The sequence below is a fragment of the Pseudomonas sp. TMP9 genome, from assembly GCF_037943105.1.
Lineage (GTDB): Bacteria > Pseudomonadota > Gammaproteobacteria > Pseudomonadales > Pseudomonadaceae > Aquipseudomonas.
In genome coordinates this window covers 1,313,149-1,338,785 of the sequence record NZ_CP149803.1, presented here as the reverse complement: position 1 = coordinate 1,338,785, position 25,637 = coordinate 1,313,149, and the positions used below count along the sequence as shown (strand labels likewise).

General features: G+C 56.8%; 20 protein-coding genes. 6 read left to right on the top strand and 14 right to left on the bottom strand.

Going from position 1 to position 25,637, the window contains the following annotated elements; translation table 11 throughout:
- The first annotated feature begins 43 nt into the window (after positions 1-43).
- Positions 44-484: a universal stress protein gene (locus WF513_RS06325; RefSeq protein ID WP_339082490.1), complete on the top strand. Its 441-nt coding sequence runs from the start codon at positions 44-46 to the stop codon at positions 482-484.
- Positions 485-523: 39 nt separating this feature from the next.
- Here the strand turns inward: WF513_RS06325 and WF513_RS06320 are convergent, their stop codons facing one another.
- Both WF513_RS06320 and WF513_RS06315 read right to left on the bottom strand, forming a co-directional pair.
- Complete coding sequence (locus WF513_RS06320; protein ID WP_339082488.1) at positions 524-1,210, bottom strand: hypothetical protein; 687 nt, start codon at positions 1,208-1,210, stop codon at positions 524-526.
- A gap of 77 nt (positions 1,211-1,287) precedes the next feature.
- A complete protein-coding gene (locus WF513_RS06315; protein ID WP_339082486.1) occupies positions 1,288-3,201 on the bottom strand; it encodes an ATP-binding cassette domain-containing protein in 1,914 nt (637 codons plus the stop codon).
- 370 nt (positions 3,202-3,571) lie between these two features.
- Between WF513_RS06315 and WF513_RS06310 the strand changes: the two genes are divergently transcribed.
- Positions 3,572-5,497: a transglycosylase SLT domain-containing protein gene (locus WF513_RS06310; protein ID WP_339082484.1), complete on the top strand. Its 1,926-nt coding sequence runs from the start codon at positions 3,572-3,574 to the stop codon at positions 5,495-5,497.
- Positions 5,498-5,546: 49 nt separating this feature from the next.
- Here the strand turns inward: WF513_RS06310 and WF513_RS06305 are convergent, their stop codons facing one another.
- Positions 5,547-6,353 (bottom strand): MOSC domain-containing protein, encoded by an 807-nt coding sequence (locus WF513_RS06305; protein WP_339082482.1) that lies wholly within the window; start codon positions 6,351-6,353, stop codon positions 5,547-5,549.
- Here WF513_RS06305 and WF513_RS06300 point away from each other — a divergent pair.
- Positions 6,352-6,831, top strand: a complete 480-nt coding sequence (locus WF513_RS06300; RefSeq protein WP_339082480.1) for a DUF1499 domain-containing protein — start codon at positions 6,352-6,354, stop codon at positions 6,829-6,831. The genes WF513_RS06305 and WF513_RS06300 overlap by 2 nt on opposite strands.
- 37 nt (positions 6,832-6,868) lie before the next feature.
- On the opposite strand, the gene WF513_RS06295 is transcribed toward WF513_RS06300, so the two are convergent.
- From WF513_RS06295 to WF513_RS06275, 5 genes are all read right to left on the bottom strand, one after another.
- Complete coding sequence (locus WF513_RS06295) at positions 6,869-7,804, bottom strand: chemotaxis protein CheV (RefSeq protein WP_339082478.1); 936 nt, start codon at positions 7,802-7,804, stop codon at positions 6,869-6,871.
- A gap of 139 nt (positions 7,805-7,943) precedes the next feature.
- Positions 7,944-8,840 (bottom strand): lipid kinase YegS, encoded by an 897-nt coding sequence (gene yegS / locus WF513_RS06290; RefSeq protein WP_339083443.1) that lies wholly within the window; start codon positions 8,838-8,840, stop codon positions 7,944-7,946.
- Between the two features lie 300 nt (positions 8,841-9,140).
- Entirely contained in the window at positions 9,141-10,700 is a 1,560-nt protein-coding gene (locus WF513_RS06285; protein WP_339082476.1) for an FGGY-family carbohydrate kinase, read from the bottom strand.
- Between the two features lie 102 nt (positions 10,701-10,802).
- Positions 10,803-12,386 carry a glycerol-3-phosphate dehydrogenase/oxidase gene (locus WF513_RS06280; RefSeq protein ID WP_339082474.1) on the bottom strand — a complete coding sequence of 528 codons (1,584 nt, stop codon included), beginning with the start codon at positions 12,384-12,386 and terminating at the stop codon, positions 10,803-10,805.
- Positions 12,387-12,388: 2 nt separating this feature from the next.
- Complete coding sequence (locus tag WF513_RS06275; protein ID WP_339082472.1) at positions 12,389-13,984, bottom strand: FAD-binding oxidoreductase; 1,596 nt, start codon at positions 13,982-13,984, stop codon at positions 12,389-12,391.
- 124 nt (positions 13,985-14,108) lie between these two features.
- Here WF513_RS06275 and WF513_RS06270 point away from each other — a divergent pair, with 124 nt between their 5' ends.
- A complete protein-coding gene (locus WF513_RS06270) occupies positions 14,109-15,131 on the top strand; it encodes an AraC family transcriptional regulator (RefSeq protein WP_339082470.1) in 1,023 nt (340 codons plus the stop codon).
- Positions 15,132-15,152: 21 nt separating this feature from the next.
- Here the strand turns inward: WF513_RS06270 and glp are convergent, their stop codons facing one another.
- Entirely contained in the window at positions 15,153-16,367 is a 1,215-nt protein-coding gene (glp, locus tag WF513_RS06265; RefSeq protein WP_339082468.1) for a gephyrin-like molybdotransferase Glp, read from the bottom strand.
- Entirely contained in the window at positions 16,364-16,903 is a 540-nt protein-coding gene (moaB, locus tag WF513_RS06260; protein WP_339082466.1) for a molybdenum cofactor biosynthesis protein B, read from the bottom strand. The genes glp and moaB overlap by 4 nt, the downstream gene beginning before the upstream one ends.
- 67 nt (positions 16,904-16,970) lie before the next feature.
- On the opposite strand from moaB, the gene mobA reads away from it, so the two are divergent.
- Both mobA and WF513_RS06250 read left to right on the top strand, forming a co-directional pair.
- Positions 16,971-17,549 carry a molybdenum cofactor guanylyltransferase MobA gene (gene mobA / locus WF513_RS06255; RefSeq protein WP_339082464.1) on the top strand — a complete coding sequence of 193 codons (579 nt, stop codon included), beginning with the start codon at positions 16,971-16,973 and terminating at the stop codon, positions 17,547-17,549.
- A gap of 77 nt (positions 17,550-17,626) precedes the next feature.
- Positions 17,627-17,848: a YgdI/YgdR family lipoprotein gene (locus WF513_RS06250; protein WP_339082463.1), complete on the top strand. Its 222-nt coding sequence runs from the start codon at positions 17,627-17,629 to the stop codon at positions 17,846-17,848.
- Positions 17,849-18,120: 272 nt separating this feature from the next.
- On the opposite strand, the gene WF513_RS06245 is transcribed toward WF513_RS06250, so the two are convergent.
- From WF513_RS06245 to WF513_RS06230, 4 genes are all read right to left on the bottom strand, one after another.
- Complete coding sequence (locus tag WF513_RS06245; RefSeq protein WP_339082461.1) at positions 18,121-20,475, bottom strand: RND family transporter; 2,355 nt, start codon at positions 20,473-20,475, stop codon at positions 18,121-18,123.
- A gap of 15 nt (positions 20,476-20,490) precedes the next feature.
- Positions 20,491-21,582: a YCF48-related protein gene (locus WF513_RS06240; protein ID WP_339082459.1), complete on the bottom strand. Its 1,092-nt coding sequence runs from the start codon at positions 21,580-21,582 to the stop codon at positions 20,491-20,493.
- A gap of 195 nt (positions 21,583-21,777) precedes the next feature.
- Entirely contained in the window at positions 21,778-23,148 is a 1,371-nt protein-coding gene (locus tag WF513_RS06235) for a DUF1329 domain-containing protein (RefSeq protein ID WP_339082457.1), read from the bottom strand.
- 67 nt (positions 23,149-23,215) lie between these two features.
- Positions 23,216-25,225 carry a DUF1302 domain-containing protein gene (locus WF513_RS06230; protein ID WP_339082456.1) on the bottom strand — a complete coding sequence of 670 codons (2,010 nt, stop codon included), beginning with the start codon at positions 25,223-25,225 and terminating at the stop codon, positions 23,216-23,218.
- Positions 25,226-25,637: the final 412 nt, after the last annotated feature.

The window sequence follows — 25,637 nt, the reverse complement described above, 5'->3', positions numbered from 1 at the left end:
GAAGGCCATACTTAAAGCATCCCCACCCCGCAAGGAGCCAACCATGCCTTACCAGCACATTCTGGTCGCTGTCGATCTTACTGAGGAATGCGACCCGGTGATGCACCGCGCGCAGACACTGGCTACAAGTAGTGGCGCTAAATTATCGGTGGTGCATGTCGTTGAGCCCATGGCTATGGCTTTTGGCGGCGACGTACCGATGGACTTATCGATGCTGCAACAGCAGCAATTCGATCAAGCCCGCGAGCGATTGGACAAATTCTCCGCTAAATACCCTGAGCTTAGCGCCGATCGCTGCCACTTGGCCTACGGTCAGCCGCGCCAAGAAATTCATCGTCTTACAGAAGAACAGCAGTGCGACCTAATCATCGTCGGCAGCCATGGCCGCCATGGCCTTGCTCTGTTGTTCGGCTCAACCGCTAACGATGTATTGCATGGCGCGCCCAGCGATGTGCTGGCCGTGCGACTGAAAAAAGCTGATTAGCTTTATGCCAGCGAATAACGCAATGCAGGCACGCGTGCGTTATTCGTGGCCATCGCGCGAACCCATGACCAACGGGCGGATCTTCTGCAGTTGGGTCTCCAACGAGTAGGTCATGCTCGATGCCATGGAGAAGAAGGTCAGAAACGCCTTGAGGTTAGAATCGCCCTCACACGTGGCATGAATGCGCTGCCAAAACGCCTGATTGACCAGCTGCAATTGTTGGAACATCTGCACTAACCCCTTTAACTCCCAGTCAGCCGCATGGCCTTCACGCAAGTTGAAATACTGCTGAGTGAGGTAAAGCGACACCGTGCGCAATATGAATTCTTGGCTATTAGCAAACGGCAGATGATGCTGCGCCATGGGCTTGAGCTTACCCAGCACCGGGCAAGCACTGGTCGCCATAATCACCCCGAGTAAAGCGCGCAGTCCTTCTTCCAAGCCAACCTGCTTGTTGTACTCACGCTCCGGGGTACGCACCCAGACGGCCACTTTCTTGAACGCAGGCAGACCTTGGAAATCCTCAATGACCCGGTGCAAATCGACAGCTGCCGGACAGTGGGTGAAGTTGTCTTTGCTCAGCGGGCAATTACTGCACTGTTGATACTCAAGGCGCGTCCACGCCGGCGCACTTTGCGCAGCGTCTGCCTCATACGCTCGATCCAGTTCAATTCGGTAGCTAAACTGGTGATCGTCGTCGAGAGTGATGCGGTACTCGATAGCCATGACTGTCTCCGCCAAAAGCATCAAAAACTGTGCAGCCGTCAGGCTAATTGTTAGTGCAACGTTTACGCGTATTAGGTTTAGCCTTCTAATTCAGCCCAGCGCTCAATCAGCTGCTCCAGCTGCTGTTGCACAACCTGCAACTGCGCCAGCACTTCAGCGGTTTTTTCCGCGGGCTGCTGGTAGAAACTTGGCGAACCAATCTGCGCTTGCAGGCTGGCCGCTTGGGTTTCTAACGCATCGATCTGCCCTGGAATAGCTTCCAGCTCACGCTGCAACTTATAACTGAGCTTTTTCTTACTGGCCGCAGCCTCAACAGGCTCCGCTACCACTGGCGCCGGAACCACTGCAGAGGCTAGCTCAGCCTTGCCGGCTTTGCTTTCACCTACACCGAGCAAGCGCGGCGAACCACCCTGACGCAACCAATCTTGATAGCCGCCAACGTACTCACACACCTTGCCTTCGCCTTCAAAGACCAATGTGCTGGTGACCACGTTATCAAGGAAGGCCCGGTCGTGGCTGACCATCAGCACAGTGCCAGGGAAGGTCAGCAGAACCTCCTCAAGCAATTCCAAGGTTTCCACGTCGAGGTCGTTGGTCGGCTCATCCAGCACCAACAAGTTAGCCGGCTTGCTGAACAGCTTGGCCAGCAAGAGACGCGCACGCTCACCCCCTGAAAGCGCCTTGACTGGCGTGCGAGCGCGCTGCGGGCTAAACAGGAAGTCACCCAAATAGCTGAGCACGTGGCGGTTTTGCCCGTCGATCTCAATAAAGTCGCGGCCTTCGGCGACGTTGTCGATCACGGTCTTTTCCAAATCAAGCTGGTGGCGCAACTGGTCAAAATAAGCCACATCGATACGTGTACCTTCGGCAACGGTGCCGTTGGTAGGCTGCAAGCCGCCCAGCATCAACTTGAGCAAGGTGGTTTTACCCGTACCGTTTGCACCGAGCAGACCAATGCGGTCGCCGCGCTGCAGCACCATGGAGAAGTCCTTGATCAGGAACGGCCCACCTGGATGCGCAAAGCTGACATTTTCCAGCACCATCACCTGCTTGCCCGATTTATCCGCAGTGTCCAGCAAAATATTGGCTTTACCCGTGCGCTCACGGCGCTCACTGCGCTCCACGCGCAAGGCTTTCAGGGCGCGCACGCGGCCTTCGTTACGGGTGCGGCGGGCTTTGATGCCCTGACGAATCCACACTTCTTCTTGAGCCAGGCGCTTATCGAATAGCGCGTTGGCCGTTTCTTCGGCAGCCAGCGTGGCCTCTTTGTGCACCAAGAAGCTGGCGTAGTCGCCATTCCAGTCGATCAGGCCGCCGCGATCCAGCTCGAGGATGCGCGTGGCCAGGTTCTGTAAGAAAGAACGGTCGTGAGTGATAAACAGCACCGCGCCCTGAAAGTCGGTTAATGCTTCTTCCAGCCAAGCTATCGCGCCGATATCCAAGTGGTTAGTCGGCTCATCGAGCAGCAACAGATCCGGCTCTGACACCAGCGCCTGCGCCAGCAGCACACGGCGACGCCAGCCGCCCGACAGCTCAGCCAAGGTTTTATCAGCCGGCAGCTGTAAACGGCTGAGGGTGCTGTCGACCAGTTGCTGCAAGCGCCAGCCGTCACGGGCTTCGAGATCTTGCTGCACGTGCATCAGTTTATTAAGGTCATCTTCAGTGACGCAGTTTTGCGCCAAGTGGTGGTATTGCGCGAGGAGCTCACCGACACCGTCTAAGCCTTGAGCAACCACGTCAAACACGGTGCGATCGTCCGCCAGCGGAAGCTCTTGCGGCAGCTCACCAATCTTCAAGCCCGGCGCCCGCCAAACAGCACCGTCATCCGCTTTCTGATCGCCCTTGACCAGCTTCATCATGCTCGACTTGCCCGTACCGTTACGGCCGATGATGCACACCCGCTCGCCACGGGCAATCTGCCAAGACACCTTGTCCAACAGCGGCATTGCGCCGTAGGCCAGGGAAATATCGGTGAACTTGAGCAGGGTCATGGCGCGCCTCAACAAAAAACAACGGGTGAAAATCAGTGAAACCGTGGCTGAGCAACGGGTTAGGTTGCTTTAAACGCACAGCGGCAACCTGTAACACCGAAAAAATCATCTGCAGTTGCCCGAGGCACCCGCAAAACAGGGCGCGCATTCTAACCGAGAAGCGCGCAAGCCGAGCAGGCAATTTCAGCCACCTACAAGCTAAATCCTGCCCGCATCACGCAACACCTTGAGCGCAGGCGCTCTAGGCTGGGCGATCAGGATTTAAGCGCGGATCCGTACCGGTAATTACTCCCTGCAACGCATTGAACCTTCACCGCCCATAGGCAAACGACTAAGCTAGCGCCATACGACTTATTTGCCTGGAAGTGTCATGCGCGGTCCTCTTTTTAGCCTGTTGTCCTGCCTATTGATCTCTGCACTGGGGCTCTCTGCGGCGCAGGCCGCCACGTTGGCGCAGCAACGCCTGTATTACGATCAAGCTAAAGCTGGGCTAGCAAAGGGCGACAAAGGACCTTACGAGCGCTATGCCAGCGCCCTGCGCGATTACCCGCTGGAACCTCACTTGGCCTACGACGAGCTGACCGCCCGACTGAAATGGGCCAGTAACGATGAAATAGAGAAATTCCTTGCCGAACACGGTGACTTGCCGCAGATCAGCTGGATGAAGCTGCGCTGGTTGCGCTGGTTGGCTGAGCGGGGCGAATGGCAAACCTTTATTAACTATTACGATCCCGCGCTGAATTTCACCGAGCTCGACTGCCTCTATGGCCAATACCAAATGAGCCATGGCATGCGCGCCGAGGGCAACGCCACTGCTGAAAAACTCTGGTTGGTGGGTAAGTCGCAGCCTAATGCTTGCGATCCGCTGTTCGAGCGCTGGGCCACCGAAGGTCAACTCACTGAACAGAAACGCTGGCAGCGCGCCAAACTGGCCGCTGAGGCACGCAATTATGGCCTGGTCACTCACCTGATCAAAACAATGCCGACCTTGGGCAACCACGGCAACCTGCTGCTGCAGGTGGCGCAAAAACCTGAGTTATTAAAACAAACCAGCCGCTTCACCCAGACCGACCCGGCAATGGCTGACGTGGTCGGTCTCGGCCTGCGGCGGCTGGCCCGTCAAGACCCGGAAAGCGCGCTAACGCTGCTCGACAGCTATGCCCAGCGGATGAAATTTTCCAGCGAAGAACAGGTCGCTATCGCCCGCGAAATTGGCCTAACGCTGGCCAAGCGTTTTGACGCTCGCGCGCTGCCAGTCATGGCCAAGTACGACCCCGAACTGCGTGACAACACCGTCAGCGAATGGCGCGCGCGCCTGCTGCTGCGCTTAGGTCGCTGGGAAGAAGCCCACCAACTGACGCGTCGGATGCCAGCTGAACTGGCCAACACCAATCGCTGGCGTTACTGGCAGGCGCGCAGCCTGCAATTAGCGCAACCCAACAGCCAAGCACCTAAAGCGCTTTATGCGACGCTGGCTAAAGAACGTGATTTCTATGGCTTTATGGCGGCCGATCAAGTGCAGGCGCCTTACCAACTGAAGAACAAGCCGCTGGCCTTGAGCCCGCAAACCATCCAAAAAGTGCGTAATTCGGCAGCCATTCGCCGCGCCTTGGAGTTCCACGCCCGCGGCCAGATCGCCGATGGACGACGTGAGTGGTACAACGTCACGCGCCTGTTCAGCCGCGATGAAATGGTCGCCCAAGCCCGCCTAGCTTACGAAATGGGCTGGTACTTCCCGGCTATCCGCACCATCAGCCAGGCTCAGTACTGGGATGACTTGGACGTGCGCTTCCCCATGGCGCACCGCGAACAGTTGGTGCGCGAAGCCAAGAACCGCGACATTCATTCCAGCTGGGTGTTCGCCGTTACCCGCCAGGAAAGCGGCTTTATGGCTGACGCCAAGTCGCATGTCGGGGCCATGGGCCTTATGCAACTGATGCCGGCCACGGCCAAAGAAACCGCTAAACGCTTTGGCATTCCTCTGGCATCGCCGCAACTGGCGTATCGACCGGACATTAATATCCAACTGGGGGCCGCTTACCTGAGCCAGATTTATGGCCAGTTTAATGGCAACCGCGTCCTTGCCTCCGCAGCCTATAACGCCGGGCCAGGCCGCGTACGCCAGTGGTTGCGCGGCGCTGATCACCTTTCTTATGACGTTTGGATCGAGAACATTCCGTTTGATGAAACTCGTCAGTACGTGCAGAACGTCCTGACGTATTCAGTGATCTATGGCGATAAACTCAACGCACCGCAACCCTTGGTAGCCTGGCACGAACGTTACTTCGATCAGTAAACACCGAGCCTGAATGTTCCTCCACAGCGGTTGAGCGTGCAGGCTCAGCCTATTCCAACACCTGCACCGGCATATCCAAGCGCAAATCGCCTTCACCGTAGGCGATCAGGTTTTGCCCGAAAAACACCTCGCCATTACGCTCGCGGTAAGTTTTCAGGGTCGTCAGCGGCTCACGATCTGCGCTGCGCTCACCCGTTTGTGGGTCAAGCGTGGTCATGATGCAGCGCGAACAGCCCTTGACCACGCGAAACTCCAGCGCACCAATGCGAATACGCTTCCAGCTGTCCTCGGCATAAGGCTGGCTGCCACTGATCACCAGGTTGGGCCGGAACCGCAGCATCGGCAACGGCCTACCAACCCGCACCGACAGGTCATCCAGCGACGCTTGGCCAATTAGCAACAAAGGAAAACCGTCAGCAAACGCCACTTTGTCGCCAACCTCGGCATAGGCTTTATCGGCCTGCCGCGCACGCAGCGGTGGCATGTAGACCAAACGGCAGTCGCGGCCGAGCCATTGGCTTAGCCACAGCGCCACCTCTTCGCCGGCATCAGGTACGTGCAGGCTGTCCTTCCAGATTGTCACTGCGCGCAGCAGCGCATGCTCATCGGGCACTGCTACCCGCACATCAGGCTTACCTAGCGCACTGAGCAGAAGGTGTGCATGGCCCAGCCAGCGCGCCTGCAACTGGGTCAGTTGCGGCAGTAACCGCTGAGTAAGGAAGCGCCCAGTTTGTGTATCGACTACCATCCAGCGGCGGTCACCCTGCACGCCCAAACCGTCCACTGGCGTTTCGTGCAAGACCTCGCCCGCCGCTGATTTTAATGAATAACGGTACAACCCGGAGAGATGCAACATGATCCCAGCTTTCCTTTGGCAAAAAATACAGATACGAGCAACCCGCCGCTTTTACCAACCTATGCTAGCTCTGCCGCTGGCCCTGTTGCTCAGCGCTTGCAGCGGCAGCCCTCCGGATAACCTAGGCATCCAAGAGGGTCGTTTGGCCGCCTGCCCGGACTCACCCAACTGCGTAAACAGCCAAGCCAACGATGCCCAACATGCTATCGAGGCGCTAGCGTTACAGGGCACTCCTGAGCAAACCCAGGCCCGCTTAAAAGCCTTACTCAGCGATCAGCCGCAGGCGCGAGTGGTCGAGGAGGCGCCAGGTTACCTGCGCGCGGAATACAGCAGCAAGCTGATGCGCTTTGTCGATGATGTGGAATTTATGATCGGCGCAACAGCCGTTGAGGTGCGCTCAGCGTCGCGTCTGGGTTATGCGGATTTCGACGTTAACCGTGAGCGCATTGAGCAACTGCGCCAACGTCTGAGCGAGTAACAGCATCACACTCGTAAGCCTGGCGCACGCGCTAGGCTTACTCGGACGGATGCAGAAGCGCTAAACGTTCGCACACCGTGTCCACCAGCTTGTCTGGCTGGAATTTGGAAAGGAAAATATTGCAGCCAACCTTCTTTACCATGGCCTCGTTGAAGCTACCGGACAGTGAGGTGTGCAGCACCACGTACAAATCTTTTAGCCGCGGGTCACTGCGGATTTCCGTGGTCAGGCGGTAACCGTCCATTTCCGGCATTTCCGCATCGGTAATCACCATCAACAGTTTTTCGTGTACATCAATGCCCTCATCCGCCCAACTTTTCAGCAGATTAAGTGCACGCAAACCATCGCTGGCGGCGTGGCAACGGATATCCAGTTGCGCCATGGTGCCTTTAAGCTGGTTCATGGCCACGGTTGAGTCATCTACCAGCAACACTTCGCGGCCACGAGCAAAGCCAAGTATTGGATCGGCTAGTTTTTCTGGGGATACTTTGGTGCTCATCGGGGTAATTTCCGACAACACTTTTTCCACATCAATAACTTCGACAATTTGATCATCAACCTTGGTAATCGCCGTCAGGTAATGCTGACGCCCTGCCCCACCTGGTGGCGGCAGAATGGACTCCCAATTGAGATTGAGGATGCGCTCAACACCACCAACCAAGAATGCCTGTACTGAGCGGTTGTACTCCGTGACGATGATGGTGCTGCGTTCATCCGGCACGATTGGGCGCATGCCAATGGCCTGAGACAGATCAATCACCGGCAGGGTCTGCCCACGCAAGTTAACGACGCCGCAGACGAACCGATGGCGCTGCGGCATCAGGGTCAGCTTGGGCATCTGCAGGACTTCTTGCACTTTAAACACGTTGATCGCAAACAACTGCCGGCCGGCTAGGCGGAACATCAGAATTTCCAGGCGGTTCTCGCCCACCAGCTGGGTACGTTGGTTCACTGAGTCGAGAATACCGGCCATCATGCGCTCCTGTTCACTTGTTGGTTTAGCCTAGCTCAAATAGCCTTAATTAGGTGTATCGGCCATCGACCACGTATCTGAAGATCGATGGCGTCGGGTTACCTCTAGCAAATAAGCTGAGAAACTCGGCCGGCCTGGCTTAACCGACCAGCAATGGCGAATTTTCTGGTAGATGTAAAGATAACGCTGCGGGCAGAGCGGTAAATCGCAGCCGGTTGCTGGCCATCGGCTCACCGTCCAGATTGAAATCAAGGCATCCCGGGGCATCAACTTCCAGCCACGCCAGTTGTGCACTTAGGGCCACGCTGTGTAAGCCATTGATACTGCCAGATAATAGCGTGCCCAGCGTGCCGACCACATCCGCCGCCGCCGGAACAATAAACACATCGAGCAGACCATCGTTGACCCGCGCGCGCGGACACAGCACATGCCCGCCGCCGGCCTGGCGACCGTTGCCTATGCCAAGGGCGAGAAAATCACCTTCCCACTGAAAATCCGGCCCGGTAAAACGACCGAACGAGGACTGCACCTCGGCAAAGCGAGTCAAGCCTGTCAAAAAATAAGCTGCACCGCCAAGGGTGCGCTTGAGTTCTTCTGGGGTGTTGGCCGTGACGTTGCAGCCAAAACCACCGGTGGCCATATTGAGGAACAACTGACCGTCGACTTCGCCCAGATCAATCGGCTGCGCCGGCGTATCGAGCAGGGCCAGTGCCGCCAAGGGCTCAAGCGGCACACCGGCGGCGCAGGCGAAATCATTGGCGGTGCCCAGTGGCAACAGTGCCAAGCTTGCACCGGTCTTGGCCAATGCCATGGCTTCAGCCACATCTCGCAGAGTGCCATCTCCCCCGCCGGCGATCAGCGTTGGGTAACCTGCGTATAACGCTTCGCTGACCAAACGCCGCGCATCACCCGCCTCCCACGTTAGGCGGACATCCAGTTGCCAGCCCTCTTTGCGCCGCGCCTCCACAGCAGTGCGCACCTCAGCATTGAGGGCTTGCTTGCCGTGCAGGATCAGCAGCGCTTTACGTTGTTGGATTGCAGTCATCCCCGCCTCCAAGGCCAGATGAATCAAATAGGTGAAAAATACAGACCACAACCGCAGCTGCTTGGTTGCCTACTGGGCAAAGTAGCCAATAAATGCAGCAACCAAAAAGAGGGATGAGGGCAGCGCATTGATTAGCAGCCGCAAACTACGGCTACTGCAGCCTAGCCGGCAGGGTAATGGCCGTCTGCCAGAGTAGAGGTGATACGGGCAGGCGCCAGCGAAGGCAGTTAAATCACCTCGCTGGGTGCTGCCTGCCGAACAATTGACAGGGGTTCTATTACATAGTCCGGCCTAGGCAGGGTAACCGGTAATTTTGCGAATGCTCTGATACAAGGGTTTGAGCTGTTTGTACATGCGCTGATAAACCTGAGTGTACAGTTGCTGATACACGCGCTGCGCCTCTGGATTGGGCACAAACACACGGCCGACACGGGTCATCGCGGCGATGGCCGTCGGGTAATCCGGGTACAGCCCCAGCCCGACCGCACAGTTGATCGCCGCGCCTAAGCCGCTGGTTTCATAAAGGTGCGGGCGCTCGGCAGGCAGGCCAAAGATATCAGCAGTGAGCTGCATCGCCGCATCGCTCTGCGAGCCACCGCCGGACACACGCAGCCGAGTGATTGGCGTGCCAGAGCGTTTCTCGATCTTCTCCTTGCCTTGGCGCAGGGCGTAAGCCAAGCCTTCAAGAATCGCCCGGTAGATGTGCGCGCGGGTGTGCACATCACCAAAGCCGATGATCGAACCCTTAGCCTCCAGGCCCGGCTCACGGATCCCCGGCGACCAGTAAGGTTGCAGCATCAGCCCCATGGAGCCGGCCGGTACACTGTTGACCAGCTCATCAAACAGCACCTCTGGCTCAACATCCAGCTCTTTAGCCCGTTGCATTTCGCGCAGGCCAAACTCTTTTTTGAACCAGCTGACCATCCAAAAACCTCGGTAAATCATCACCTCGGTGTTGAAGTGATCGGGAATCGCCGAGGGGTAAGGCGGTATTAGGGGCACGGTTTCCAGATAGCGACTGCGCGTGGTGTTGATCGTTGCGGTGGTGCCGTAGGACAGGCATGCGGTGGACGGTTCTACGCCGCCCGCACCGAGTACCTCGCAGGCCTTATCCGCACCGGCTGCGATGAGTGGCAAGCCCTGAGGAATCCCGGTGTGTTGGCTGGCCATGGCACTGATATGACCGAGCAGCTCGCCCGGCTTGCATAATTGCGGCAACTGCTCTCGGCGTACAGGTATAGCCTGCCATTTCCAGTCGCCGGGTTTGGCCCATTGCAGACGCTTGTAGTCGAACGGCAGGTAGGCCACGCAACTGGTCAACGAATCGACAAAGCGCCCGCACAGGCGATGGGTAAGAAAGCCTGAAAGCAGCAATACTTTGTGGGTATTGGCCCAGATTTCCGGCTGGTTTTGCGCCACCCAATTGACCTCGGCCTGGGCGCGAAAATGATCCACCGTGTCTTGCAGCCGGAGTAGTTTGAACAGCCAGCCCCATGGCCCTTTGATCGGCCCGCGAACCTCAGCTTGGCGTTGATCCAGCCACAGCATGGCCGGGCGCAAGGGCTGCCCCTGCTCGTCAACATTGATTACCGTGCCGCGCTGGGTGGTCAGCGACACGCCCTTGATTAAGCTGCGGTCGATGTCGATCTGCTGCCACAACTGCGCGCAGGCTTGACCCAGGCTGGCCCAGTAATACTCAGGGTCTTGCTCAGCCCAGCCGGGTTGTTTGGAGTAATAGGCCTCAAGCTCGACCTTGCCTTTGGCGAGTAGGTTGCCCTGAAGATCGAACAGCAACGCCCGAATGCTTTGGGTACCGTTATCGATGGCTAGCAAGTAGCTTTTGTCGCTCAAGACGCAATCCTTCTTATTTAGTGCTGATGGGTATCGCTGCGCTCAACCCACCCTACGGTCGAGCGCGGGCTTTGCAGGATGGGTTGAGCAAGGCGATACCCATCATTTCGATGCAGGCAGGCTGTAGCTGCGCTGCCACAACGTTAGATAATCCTGTTCTTCCTGCTGCCAGCGCGCGTCATCCCAGCTCAGACGCGCCTGGCACAGCGCGCGAATGCGTGGCAGTTCGGCAGCGCCCCCTTTAGCCAGCAGCAGGCCAAGGCGAGTGCGACGCAGCAGCAAATCATCCAAGTGCAACACCAACTCTTGCTCGGCTGCCCAGGCCAATTCGGCCCAGAGCGTGTCTGTACCTGCAACCTGCTCAGCGCCAAGCTGCTCAACCAGCGCGAGCAACTGCGGTAGCGCCCGACCATAACGACCGCTCAGGCGTTTTTGCTGAGCGGGGCTGAGCATCGGCATGGGTTGGCGGGGCACAGGTGCGAAAGTCGCCGCGCCCTGATCATCTACTGCTTGCCCAACCATTGGCGCGCAGGCTTGCAGCACCTCCAGTGCGAGCAAACGGAAGGTGGTCAGCTTTCCGCCGGCCAAGGTCACACAACCCGGCTCGACCCACAGCGCATGCTCGCGCTTTTCATCCGATGGCTTACGCCCCGCGGCACCGTCGCTGACCACCGGGCGCACGCCAGCCCAGGTCGACAGCACATCGGCAGCGCCAATTTCGGCCGCAGGAAACTGCTGCGCACAGGCGTCCAGCAGGTAATCGACTTCATCAATACTGATACGCGCCTCTTCGTTCAGCGGCGCCGGATGATCAAGATCAGTGGTACCAATCACCGTCGCGCCTTCCCAAGGGAAGACAAACACCGGGCGCTTGTCGTCGGCATGCATAAAGCTGAAGGCATGCGCCACCGGCAAACGCCAAGCCGGCAGCAGCAGGTGGCTGCCGCGCAGTGGACGAATATGCTCCAGCCCGGTTTTCTGGCGCAGCTGATCAGCCCAGGCGCCTGTAGCTTGAGCCACGGCGCGAGTCGTGAAGCCATGCCGCTGGCCGGTTTCCGCGTCTTCAGCGAGCAGGCCCGTCACCCGACCATTCTCACGCAGCAACTCGACCACGCGCATGCCATTGACCGCTTCGCCGCCCTCGGCTCGGGCCTCACCCAGCACTCTCTGCACTAAGCGCGCGTCATCCGTTAGCGCGTCATAAAACTGCGTACCGCCTTGCAGCCCGTCTTCTTTCAATCCAGGCGCGAGGTAACGCAGTTGCTGCAGCGGGTAGTACAGATGGTTGCGCTTGCCGGCCAAGGCGTCATACACCGCCAGCAAGCCACCAAAGACTCGCGGGCCGGGAAAGCTGCCTTGGTAATGCGCCATGATAAAACTCAAGGGGTCGACCAGCCCCGGCGCTTCTTGCAGAAGGCGCTCGCGCTCACGCACCGAGTCACGGGTCAGGCCAAACTGGCCCTTGGCGATATAACGCAGCCCGCCGTGCACCATCTTCGATGAGCGACTGGAGGTGCCCCAGGCGAAATCGCGTTGCTCCAGCAGCAGGCATTTCCAGCCACGCCGCGCCGCTTCGCGCAAAATCCCAGCACCGCTGATGCCGCCACCGACCACGATCAAATCCCAATCGCGCGCGGCTAATTCTGGCAGTGCGTGTTCACGCCAAGCGGCGTTCCATTGAGTCATCATCAATCCTGCAGCAACACGCCGGGAGCCAAACGCTGCTCAGGGTCAAAATGCCCGGCCAAGGCTTTAAGCGCCGCCATGCCCAGCTCACCCTTCTCAACTGGCAAATAGGCCGCATGATCGCGGCCGACGCCGTGCTGATGGCTGATGGTGCCGCGGTTCTCGGCGATGGTCAGGCAGGCGGCATGTTTGAGTTTCTGCCAGCGCGCCAAGGCCTCGGCATAGTTGCTGCCGGGGCGGAATACATAAGTGGTGTAAATGCTTGAGCCTTCGTTGTAGACATGCGACAGGTGAGTAAACACATGCACCTGCTCGCCCTCCTCGCTCAAGCCGTTGCGCAGGCTGCTTTCGAGTTTGTTTAGCAGGCTGTCAACATTGCTCCAATCGGTGGCGGTTTCCAGGGTATCCACCGCGTAGCCGGCGGCCCACAGACCATGGCGCAGATACGGGAAGCGGAAGCGGTTCTCTGCCCACTTTTTACCGAGCACGGTGCCGGTAAAGATGCCGCCAAAACTCTTCAGCAGCTTCTTCGCCTGCTTCAGCGAAGCCGCGTTCTGCGTGCGGCTGCCGGTGACGCCGAAGGTCAGCATGCACTTACCCTCGCGCGCACCGCGCAAGGTCAGGTACCTTTCCAGCCAAGCGATTTGCTGCGGATGGCCGGCTAACGCCAGCTGGGTTTTAGTTTCAATAGCATTCGACAGGCGCAACATCGACAGCGGCACCCGCGCCTGGGCCAGGCTGCGAATCGCCGCCAACGCCTGCTGCCAGTTAGGCAGAAACACCGCGTAGAAGCTTTCCTGCTCGGCCAAACGGGTGATACGTACTTTGACTTCGGAAATGATGCCGAAACGCCCTTCCGAGCCCATCAGGATTTCACGCAAATCAGGACCGGCGGCAGACGCTGGGAAAGTCGGGATTTCTAGGGTGCCAGCAAAGGTTTCGACCTTGCCGCCGGCGAACAGCTGCTCAATGCGCCCATAACGCAGCGACTGCTGACCGCTGGAGCGGCTCGCCACCCAACCGCCCAGCGTTGATAGCTCCCAAGATTGCGGGAAATGACCGAGGGTATAGCCTTGGGCGCGCAGCTGGCTTTCCACTTGCGGGCCATTAGCGCCGGGCTCAAAAGTAGCGACCAGGCTGGCGTGGTCGATCTCAACCAGCTTAATCATGCGCTCCAGCGACAGGGTCAGCACCGGCTTGCCACCCGCTTGCGGGTTGATATGCCCGGCCACCGAAGTGCCGCCGCCATAGGGAATTAGGATCAAATCCTGCTGGCTGGCCCATGCCAACAGCTCGGTAATTTGCCCGGCGCTTTCCGGGTAGGCGACCCCGTCGGGGAACACGCCAAAATCGCCAGAGCGCATGGCCAGCCAATCTGGCAGGCTCTGGCCACGGGCATGACGCACGCGGTCTTCAGCATCCAAGCTGATCAGCGGATGAGCCTGCAGGCGCGAAGCCGGCACTTGAGCCACCACCTGCTGCAGGCTGGCGTCCGCCAGAACTTGGCCGGGCCCGACTAAGCTTGCGAGAAAAGCCTCGCCATGCGCCGGCAGTTCCACCACTGTTGCCTCATCACCCCAGCCATTCCAACGACGCATCTGTTTCTCCCGAATATTTCAGTCACTCTCTATGGCTGCCTATACTAGCGGGCCGCGCAAGCGCGTCACTGTCTAATCAAGCCAGGCGTTATCGCCAATCAAGACACTCAGAATAAGAAAACTCATGGAAAACCTCGGCTACACCTCAGTCCCCGCCCTGCTCAAGTACCTGCGTCATGCCGAGCAGTTAGGTCTGGACATCGATCAGGCGCTCACAGCGGCCGGTATCAGTGCCGAGGATTTGACCGACAACGGCAAACGTATCCCCAGCGAGACCCACGAGCGCCTGCTCGCGCACCTGCTCAAGGTATCTGACGACCCGCTGTTTGGCTTGCGTTGCGCACAGTTTGTGCAGCCTGGGTCGTGGAGTGTGCTGGGCTACATCACCATGAATTGCGCCACGCTGGGCGAAGCCATGAGTCGTATCGTGCCTTACGAAAAACTGGTGGGCGACATGGGCGTCAGCCGGGTTGAAGTAGGCAGCGATCACGTCAAACTGATCTGGAGTTGTCGCCACCAAGCCGAACCAATCCGCCGGCATATGGTGGAAAACGTATTGGCCTCCTGGCTGCTGTATGCCCGCTGGATCGCCGATATGCAGCGCTCACCCGATGAAGTCTGGTTCGAGCATGCTCAGCCCGCCGGCGCAGAACTTGCGCACTACCAAACAATTTTTGGCTGCCCGATTCGCTTTGAGCAAAGCTGCAATGCCTTGATCGTGCCGCTGCAATACCTCGCGGTGCCGCTGCGCCAAGCGGATGCCAACCTGTTGCGCACCTTGGAAGAACACGCTCTAACATTGATGGCCGGGCTGGACGGTAACGAGCCGCTGCCGCAACGGGTGAAGAATGCCCTGCGCCTGCTGCTCAAGGATGGCTTGCCGCGCAAGGAACGCGTGGCGGAGAAATTCAACATGACCGTGCGCACCCTGCAGCGTCACCTGCAATTAGCCGGCACCAGCTACCAGCTGATTCTCGATGAGCTGCGCCAAGAGCTGGCTGAGCACTACCTGCTACGCAGCGAACTGGCGATTCAGGACATTGCCAGTTACCTGGGTTTTACCGAGTCGCGCTCCTTCCATCGCAGCTTCAAAACCTGGACCGGACAGACCCCGGGCGAATTCCGCGAAAGCCAACGCAAAACCTAGGCTGGGTCGAGCCGCGCAGGTCTATCCAAGAATTTCACTGAATGGGATAAAGCGCAGGCTGTCGCCTTCAGCCAGTGTTGTGCCTTCCAAAATCTGCGCAAGCCCATCGGCCCAAGCGGCGCTGCGCAGCACCCCAGAACTCTGGTTTGGATAGGGCACCACCCGACCGTTTTCCAGCCGCGCACGCAAGTATTCACGACGTTTGCCTGGTTTATGCCAAGTGAAGCCTGCCGGCAGTGGGAAACCCAGCGGCTCGATTCGCTGCACACCCAAACGGCGCAACACATACGGCCGCGCGAGCAAACCGAAGGTGACCAGCGTTGCGGCCGGATTACCCGGCAAACCGATCACTGGCACGCCACGAAACTGCCCACAAGTCAGCGGTTTGCCCGGTTTGATCGCCAGTTTCCACAGTGCTAGCTCACCCTCTTCACGCAGGGCCATGCCGAGAAAATCAGCTTCGCCCACCGATACACCGCCGGTGGAGAGAATCAGATCAACATCACTCAGAGCGCCCAGCGCCGCACGGGTCAGCTCTAAGTCATCAAGCAAAATGCCGCCATCAATAACCTCACAACCTAAGCGTTGCAGCCAGGCCATGAGCAGTCGGCGATTGCTGTTATAAATCTGCCCCGGGCCCAATGGCAGCCCTGGCTCGACCAACTCATCGCCGGTAGATAGCACCGCGACCCGTGGCCGACGACGCACCACCAATTCAGCCGCACCGAGGGATGCTGCCAGGCCCAACTCGATCGGCCCTAAACGTGTACCCGCAGGCAGTACGCTGTCGCCAATACGGGTTTCCTGACCTTGCGCGCGCACGTTCTGGCGCACGCTTAGCGGCGCGCTGAATGCGACTCGCCCGTCCTCGGCGAGCACGGCATTCTCTTGCATCTCTACGGTATCGGCACCCGCTGGTAACGGCGCACCAGTGAAGATGCGGGCGCACGTCCCTGGTTGCAACGGAGTGGGCGCACTGCCAGCCTGAATACGCTGGCTTATCAGCAGCGGCTCCCCCGTCCAGTCGGCCAGGCGCAAGGCATAACCGTCCATCGCGCTGTTGTCCCAAGGCGGCAGATCCAGTTCGGCCAGCAGCGGCTCCGCCAGCACTCGCCCGTCGGCTGCGCTTAAGCTGACGCGTTCACTCTCAAAAATTTCAGAGGCCTCAGCCAGCGCCAGCAAACGTGCCAACGCCGCTTCGACGGGCATCAACCCTGGCTTATCACTGCCGCTCATCCACGGCTCTCGCAGGCAGCCACCGCTTTTAAATGCGGAACAAAATTGCACGGGCGGTGGCGGTTATCTAGTTGCTCGCCGAGGATGCCATCCCAAGCGGTACGGCAGGCATTGGTCGAACCCGGCAGGCAACAGACCAGCGTGCCATTAGCCATACCGGCCAAGGCACGTGATTGCACGGTGGAGGTACCAATATCGACCATGGAAATCTGCCGGAACAGCTCGCCGAAACCATCGACCTGCTTATCCAGCAAACAGGCCACGGCCTCGGGGGTACTGTCACGTCCAGTAAAGCCAGTGCCTCCGGTGATCAACACCACTTGCACCTGATCCTCAGCGATCCAGGTGGCTACCTGAGCGCGAATTTTGTACAGATCGTCCTTAAGTAATACCCGTGCGGTAAGCTGATGACCGGCAGAGTGCAGGCGGTCAACAAACAGTTGGCCGGAGGTATCAGTTTCCAGGCTGCGGGTATCACTGACGGTCAATACCGCAATATTCAAGGGCACAAAATGTGCCTCGGCCTTAGGGTTCATGGCAGGCTTCCAGTAATGGGCAATAATGCTCGCCGTTATATCACAGGCCCGCTTTGGGAGGCTGCGCATGCCCGATTCAATCCCTTTACCCAGATGCTCCGTACTCCTGTTATCGGGTGGTCGCGGGCAACGCATGGGCGGCGCCGATAAAGGCTTGCTTGACTGGCAAGGCCACCCGCTGATTGCCTGGTTACATCAACTGGTACGGCCGTTAACTGATGACCTGATCATCTCCTGCAACCGTAACGCCGACTATTACAAGGCTTTCGCTGATCGCTTGGTGACTGATGGCGCAGCAGGCTTTCAAGGCCCGCTGGCGGGCATACGAGCAGGATTGCAGGCCGCACATCACCCATACCTACTGGTTCTTCCGTGCGATGCGCCCCTGCTCGACATGCGAGTGCTCTTGGCCCTGCTCAAATTGGTCGGCGAGCAGCCAGTGGTGGTCAGTCAGGGAGGGTTTATTGAGCCGCTCTTTTGCGTAATCCCTCGCGCGCAATTAGCCAATTTAGAGGTCGCTTGGCAAGCAGGTGAGCGCAGCCCACAACGCTGGTTGCATGGCCTCAATCCACTGATCGTGGAATACCCAGCAAAAGACCCGCGCTTTGCTAACCTCAATACGCCAGAGCTGCTGACGCAGCGGTAATCACTATCGACTGGGGAACTTGCCCGGCAAAGTTTCGTCACAAGCTGGGTAAAACCCTACTAAACAAGGAGAAACACATGAATCAGCGGATTATTCCAGCACTGCTGCTTACCTTGGGCTTGGCTGCGCTGACAGGTTGCGCATCACCTACGGTGATCACGCTTAATGATGGCCGTGAAATCCAGACCATTGATGAGCCAAGCTTTGACGAAGAGTCGGGTTTCTACGAGTTCGAGCAACTCGACGGTAAACCTGCCAAAGTCAACAAAGACCAAGTGCGTACCGTCAAAGAACTGTAAGCCGCAAAGCCCATGCGTCGAGCAAAATTTTATTTGCACGACGCATGGGCTGTACCTGCCCGCTCAGACCACCTTCTAAGCTTGACCTTTAACACACCTAGTCGCTAATCCAGCCAAGCGCTGAGCTTCGCAGGTACACCCAGCTGCGCCGATGCTGCGGCTAAGCGCCGATGAGTTTACAACCGATCTAGCGGCCGCCTCCTAACCAAAACGCTGGCAATAAAAAACCGCGACCTAAAGGCCGCGGTTTTTAGTTTTGCTGCGTTTCTGGCTTAAGCCTTGTTGCGCAGCTTCTCTGGGTTAATCAGGAAGCGTGCCAGAGCAGGCAGCAACCAGATCGCACCGATCATATTCCAGAGGAACATAAAGGTCAGCATTAAGCCCATATCAGCCTGGAACTTGATTGCCGAGAAGATCCAAGTCGCCACACCAATGGCCAAGCAAACGCCAGTAAACAGTACTGCCTTACCCGTCGACTTAAGCGTCTCGTAGTAAGCGTCCTGCAACGACAAACCCTGTCGCAGGTAGGTTTCGAGTCGGCTATAAATATAGATGCCGTAGTCGACACCGATACCCACACCCAAGGCGATTACCGGCAGTGTTGCAACCTTTACACCGATGCCCATGTAGGCCATCAATGCGTTACCCAGCACCGAAGTCAGTACCAGCGGTAAAATCACGCAAAGTGTTGCTGCAAGCGAGCGGAATGTCAGCAGGCACATGATGCTTACGGCTGCATACACCGCGATCAACATGGTCGTTTCGGACGCGGCAATCACCTCGTTGGTGGCCGCTTCGATACCTGCGTTACCGGCTGCGAGGATGAACTCCAAGCCTTCCTTGTTGTTCTCCTTGGCAAATGCTTCAGCAACGTTAACCACACGTGTCAGTGTTTCTGCCTTGTGGTCGGTGAGGAACACCAGCACCGGAGCCACTGAGCAATCGCCGTTGTACAGACCATCGGCCCGGGCAATGGAATTGTTCAGCATGTCCTGATTGCGCGACAAGGTTTCCCATTTCAGGTTGCCCTCGTTCATGCCCTTGATCACCTGACGCGATACGGTAACCATGGAAATGGCCGACTGTACGCCTTCGGTGTTCTCCATCTTCCACATCAACTCATCCATGGCCGACAGGGTCGGGTAAGTCGAACAGCCTTCAGCTGCCGTCTTGACCATGATCACCAGTACATCGGAACTGGTGGAGTAGTTACGGATGACGAAGTCGTTATCCAGGTTGTAACGCGAATCCGGGTGCAGCTCAGGTGCACCTTGATCGAGGTCACCGATCTTCAGGTTCTGCCCGTACCAGACACCGCCAGATAGAGCAATGACAGCCACCACCACGGAAATGGGAGCGACCATGGGGTGCGCGCAATTGGAAATAAAGCGCCAGAACGGATGCTCTCTCACCGCATCTTCACGGCTGATCTTGATCGCCTTCTTACTGATACCGATGTAAGAAATCATCACGGGCAACAGGATCAGGTTGGTCAGAATGATCACCGCCACACCCATGGATGCGCCGATTGCCAACTCACGAATCACACCAATATCAATCAGCAGCAGGGTAATAAAACCCACGGCATCCGACAGGAGTGCCACCAAGCCCGGAATAAACAGTTGACGGAAGGCCATACGCGCCGCAGACAGAGAATCGGTCGCTTCGCCAGACGCCATGGCAATACCGTTGATCTTTTGCACACCGTGAGAAATACCAATGGCAAACACCAAAAACGGTACCAACATTGAGTAAGGATCTAGCCCAAAGCCCAACGTATGCAGCAACCCGAGCTGCCATACCACCGCAATAAGCGTGGCCAAAACCACTGCCAAGGTGCTCTTGAAGCAGTGGGTAAACCACAGCAACAGGACAAAGGTGATAGCAATTGCCACGGCAAAGAAGATCGCCACACCAAACAGACCATCGATCAAATCACCCACTTTCTTAGCAAAGCCGATGATGTGAATTTTGACGTTAGGGTTCTGCAATTGGTATTTCTCGCGAATCTTCTCTTCCAGCTCGTGGGAGAACTTCTGATAATCCAGCGGGATCTGCTTACTTTGATCATTCGGGTCGGCATAAGACTCCAGCAACGGCAAATCGACAATGCTCGATTTGAAATTGTTGGCGACCAACCGGCCAACCTGCCCCGACTTAAGAATGTTACTGCGCAGCTCTTCAAGACTCTCCGCAGAACCATCATACGTTTGCGGAATGACCTCGCCACCGGCAAAACCCTCTTCGGTCACCTCGGTCCAGCGCACGCTGGGGCTCCACAGTGACTTCAGACCGGAACGGTCAACACCCGGAATATAAAAGGCTTCGTCGTTGATCAGACGCAGCGTCTCCATGTATTCCTTGCTGAAGATATCGCCGTCCAACGCTTCCACCGAAATACGCACGGTGTTGCCAAGGTTAGCCAGATCATTGCGGTGCTCAAGCATCTTTTGGATGTACGGATGACCCAGCGGAATCATCTTCTCGAAGCTGGTCTGCGGACGCACTTGGGCGGCCTGATAGAACAGAAACACACTGATCAACAGGCACAGCAGAATGACCGCCGGGCGATTGTTGAAAATCAACCGCTCCAGAAAGGAGGCAGGTTGTTGTTGATGCTTACTCATGCAGAGGCTCCCGGCTTATTGTTGTTGGCCCAGATCGGCGCCCGTAGGCGCAGCAGCGTGAACACCACCCTGCCCTACCAGAATCAGATTGCCGTTTTCCATTGCTGCAACGCCGGCCAGCGATAGCCGGTCGGCACGGTTGGTCACACTGAACGTGCGGCCATTATCGGTGCTCTTGAGCACAGTGCCACCATGCCCAACCACCACAATAGAACCGTCAGCCAAACGATTGCCGTCAGCCAGTCCAAATTCCAGAGGGTCATTGTTGGCATTGTTTAGGCTAATAGCCTGCCAGGTTGAGCCGAAGTCCGCCGAGCGGAACAGATGGCCACGCAGGCCGTAAACCAACAGGGCACCCGCTTCGTCAGTGCCCAATGCCCCGAACAGCGAACCCTCATAAGGGCCTTCCAAGGTTTCCCAGGTCTGCCCCCAGTCCGGGGAACGGAACATCACGCCCTGCTCGCCGACGACAAATAGGCCGGAATCTTTAACCTCGACGATAGCGTTGAGGTGGAAAAGATCCTCGTTGCCCATGCGCTCGCCAATATCAGCCCAACTGGCACCACCGTCAGTGGTTTCCAAGAGAGCACCGTAGGCGCCAACGACATAGCCGTTGTTGCGATCTTTAAACCAGACGTCAAGAAACGGAGCACCCTCTTCACGCTCAAGGTCCTCGAACTGCTTGACCCAAGTAGCGCCACCGTCGGTACTGGCAAGAATCTGCGCATCATGACCAACCGCCCAGCCATGGCTGTCATCGACAAAGAATACGGCCGTCAGCATTTGCTTGGTCGGTACCTTAGCCTGCAACCAGCTCGCGCCATTGTCGTCAGAGGTGAGGATGTGCCCACGATCACCTACGGTAACCAAACGCTTGCCAACACTGGCAACATCCAGCAGCAAGCTGTGTTGGGCCTTGGCAGACATCACCGAGAAATTATTACCCTCTTCACTGGCAGCTTGCAGTGGAGTACTGGCAAGCATCAGCATGGACAGCACACCGCACAACGACAGCGCTTTGGCTATCGGCGAGTGGCGGAACGCCGAAGTGCGGGACGAAGCCACAACACAACCGGCTTGGGTGCGCCGCTTAACGGGCTCACTCATAGACCTTCCCCCTTATTCTTATAAGTAGCACTACCCTTTTAGCAGTGCGCCTATCCTACTGAGCTTTCAAAAGGCCTGACAATCAGCACGACGTTATGTTTTGTTAAACCCGGCCGCCTACCATGCCCTACTCGACTGACAAATAACAAAAGGCCGCTACAACAGTAGCGGCCTTTCACTCAAACCACACGCAGATTAACGCGTACCGCGGCGACGCAGCGCAGCAGGTTTGAAGTAGCCGTCATCCGGCACTGCTTGACTGAAATCAATGGTGCTTGGCTCTTCGTTATCCAGGTTCTGTACGTGGTAACGACGGGCCTGCAGATCATGGAAGCTGTCCAGCGCAGACCACGTGGTCGGCAGGTCGTAGTAGTTCTTCAGGTAGGCAATCGAGACGCGCCACAGCTCGCCGCGACCGTCGTACTGATCAACCACTGCAGCTTGCCAGCTGTCTTCGTCGAGAAACAGGGTGCGCTTGGAGTAGATGTGACGCGAGCCTGACTTGAGCGTGCCTTCAACCACCCAAACACGATGCAGTTCGTTGCGCGTAAACGCTGGATTAAGGTGACCGACTTGCAGCAAATCCTTGTACTTCACCTGCGGACTGGTGACTTTGTAGCTGTTGTAAGGAATGTAGATTTCCTTCTTACCCACCAGTTTCCAGTCATAACGATCTGGCGAGCCGTTGATCATGTCGGTGTCGTCTGCAGTACGCAGGCCGTCAGCTGCGGCGATCGGGGTGTCATAGGCCAAGTTCGGCGCGCGACGCACACGACGCTGACCGGCGTTATAGCCCCATGCCTGACGCGGCTCTTTTACCTGATCCAACGTTTCGTGTACCAATACCGCACCGCCAGCCAGACGCGCCGGGCTTTTGGTGAACGACAGGTAATAGAACATGATGTTGTTCAAGTCGGCTGCAGTCCCTTTCGGGTTGTAGAACTTGAACATGGCTTCCTGCTGCGAGGTCACCAGGGAGTAACTGCCGTTACGCTGCACGGCCACTTCGGACGCGCGACGCACGATGTAGGTACCGCGATAGCGCGCGATGTGGTTCCACAGCGCTTCAACGCCATTTTGCGGAATTGGGAACGGGATGCCGCCGTAGGCATCGGAGAAGCCGTTACCGCCGTCAAGCAGCTTGGCAGTGGTGGCGTTCTTCAAGGTGTTGTCATACACCCACTGCGGCGCAGAACCGGAGCGGCGTGTCTGGTAGACCGGCATCTGGTAGCTGTTCGGGTAGGTGTTGAACATCGCAATCTGACCTGGAGTCAGGTTGTTTTTGTACTGCTCCAAGTTAGCCTTGGTGATGGTGAACAACGGCTTGTCACCGGCAAAAGGGTCTACATGGTGCTGACCTGGCGTGGTGTAACCCGCCGGAACGCTAGTAATACCACCGGTCCACTCAGGAATGGTGCCCGCCGCGTTGCCGGCTTTCTCGGCACCAAATGGGGTGAGGCTTGCACCCAATTTAGCCGCCTCCGCAGGTGAAACTGCAGCGAACGCGCTACCAGCGGACAGCACCAGCGCAATGGCGGCACCTATCAGCGTGTGCTTTTTCAGCATCTTGATTCTCCGTGAAAATAAGTCATCAACCGAGCGCCCGTAGGCACTCGGTATTTTCTAGTTATATTTAGAAGGAATACTTAACGTTGACACCAACGTTATCGCGGTCGCGGCTGCCGTTATTCTGACCACCCCCGAAGAACTCGGTGTATGCCAATTCAGCTTCCAGGCTATTCAGGTAGCTGGCTTTCACACCGAGGGTATAAGCCTTGCGACCTTCAATAAAGTTACCGGTCTGGTAGGAGTTACCTTCGAAGTCATCCTTATAGACGGCGTACGGAGAAACGTTCACACCGGCGTAAACATCATTCCAAGTACCGGATAACACCATGGTGTAACCATAGGCATTCTTATTGACCTGATCATTACGGTCGGCACCACTGACATAAGAATTATTGCCGCGACCGGAGTAGTAACGGATAGCGCCGTCCTTGGTTGTGTACTTCAGGTCTGAACCGCGAAGGTGCTCGGAGCCAAGCTCAAACACACCGAACAGTGAGTCGAAACCAGCGGTTGGGCCAAAATTGTAGATGGTACCTAACGTAGTGTTGTAGGCCTCAACACGCTCAACGTTATGGATTACATCCCCGAGACTAACTTGTTGACCTCCAATATTTACGGCGCGGCCACTGGCAAGCGGGGCCGCCTGCCCCAACAAATCGCCTAATAGGTCATTAGTGGTCGCAACACCTATTGGCAGATTTGGGCGGTAAGCCAGCTCACCAAACACCGAAGCGTTACCAACGGTTGTGTTGAAACTTAAACCGTACATACGGATATCTTCAGCGTATTCACGACGTGCATTAACTTGGTTAGCAACGTCAATAGTAGCAACACCACCAACCGCACTGCTCAAAGCGTTACGGTAGGCAGTAGCAAGAGCACCAGTAGGAGCTAATGCGATAGCACCTTCTAGCTGTGCAACAGTAATATTCTGACTAGCTGCGACCGACTGCTTAATTCCAGGAGTCGCACCTGCTTGTATATCAGCAAGATTTAACCCCGCATAGCTACCTAGGTCTGCAGCGATCGTAGGTTCTTTGGAGTGATAATTAACAAAATAAGCTCCGAATTCGGTGGAATTAAGCTCTTCGGCAATATATTTAAAATTGAATCCATACTGACCATCATTCTTTGCGTTGATATCAGAGCCGATTTTTGCAACCTGTATGTTCCCGCTAGAATCTACACTACGGCCACCAACCAAGCCACCAACGTTAACTGCACTTAAGCCTTTATATAAATTACCGACTGGTAGGAGAGCAGTTTGGGTTGAGTAAGCAGTGTTACCACCGTCAGCAAACAAGTCAGTCTCCGAGAAGTAAGTGCCGACCGGGTCGATAGCCGACTCTTTCCAGTTGAACTGGTAGAAAGCTTCCATTGAAAGGTTATCGGTCAGGCCTACGTTGAAGCTTAGGGCCTCAACCGGTACCAGCACTTCTTTCAGCTCAGCACCTGGCAGGCGGAACTTGGCAGCATCTACCGGGTTGGTGGTATTGATACCACCACGGTAGAACAAGCCTTCACCCCAGTTAAACACCTGCTTACCGAAACGCCCGGAAACTGGCATATCAGCAACATCCCAATTGCCATATACATAGGCATCGAGAATTTGCGCACCGCGGCCGGCCTTGTGGCGAGTCTCATAGGTGAAACTTGAATCGTTCGGCGTGTTTTGGCTCGGCTGCGAGGGATTATTCTGGCTCAGATAGTCGTTGCGCTTATCCATGATCTGGGTGTCATAGAAGGCCGTACCACGGACAAACACGCCGTAGTTCTGATAGCGCGCTTCCATATCCGTAGTGATTTTGAACACTTCGGAAACAAGGCCGGTGTCGAAGTTACGGTTACCGTCATTGGTGTTGATGTCGTTGTTAGTCTTGTCCTGACCCTGCACACGCCAGAGTTGGCCGTAGGACACGGTGGAGTCGATGGAGCCGGTGATTTCATTGTCGGCGAAGCTGAATTCAACCGCTTGCGCATGCATCGCCACAATCAGCGGAAGGAGGCCGACAAAGGCGAAGCCTGCTTTGGCAGGTGCAAAACGCAATACGGGCTTGCGGGACTTAATTTCCATCGAAACATTACTCCGTGGACAGATCATCTTTTTTGTACCTCAGCTATTGAGGCGTAATAGCCGTACTGATGACGGCCTTAAGTGTTGGCTGGGACGTTAAATTCTCAGCGCGCTTGCACGCACCTCACCACCTGGCATGCACCATTTCGAGGTCAGTTCGACTTGACACTTGCAACCATGGTGCCAATTCAAACGAGCGTATAAAAATAGCTGACCGCAAAACCAAGAACTATCAGCCCGCAGTGTGACTGGTCATTCAGCAACCAGATAAGCCACTGCTACGGCGTATTTATCCTTTTTTGTCCTACCATCTGGCGCGATCTACCACCCGCGCCTTGAGTGCAGCGCTCAAGCGCCCGAACAACTCAAGCAAGGTCAAGCCAAGCGATCAATAAAAAATTTCGTAACGTTG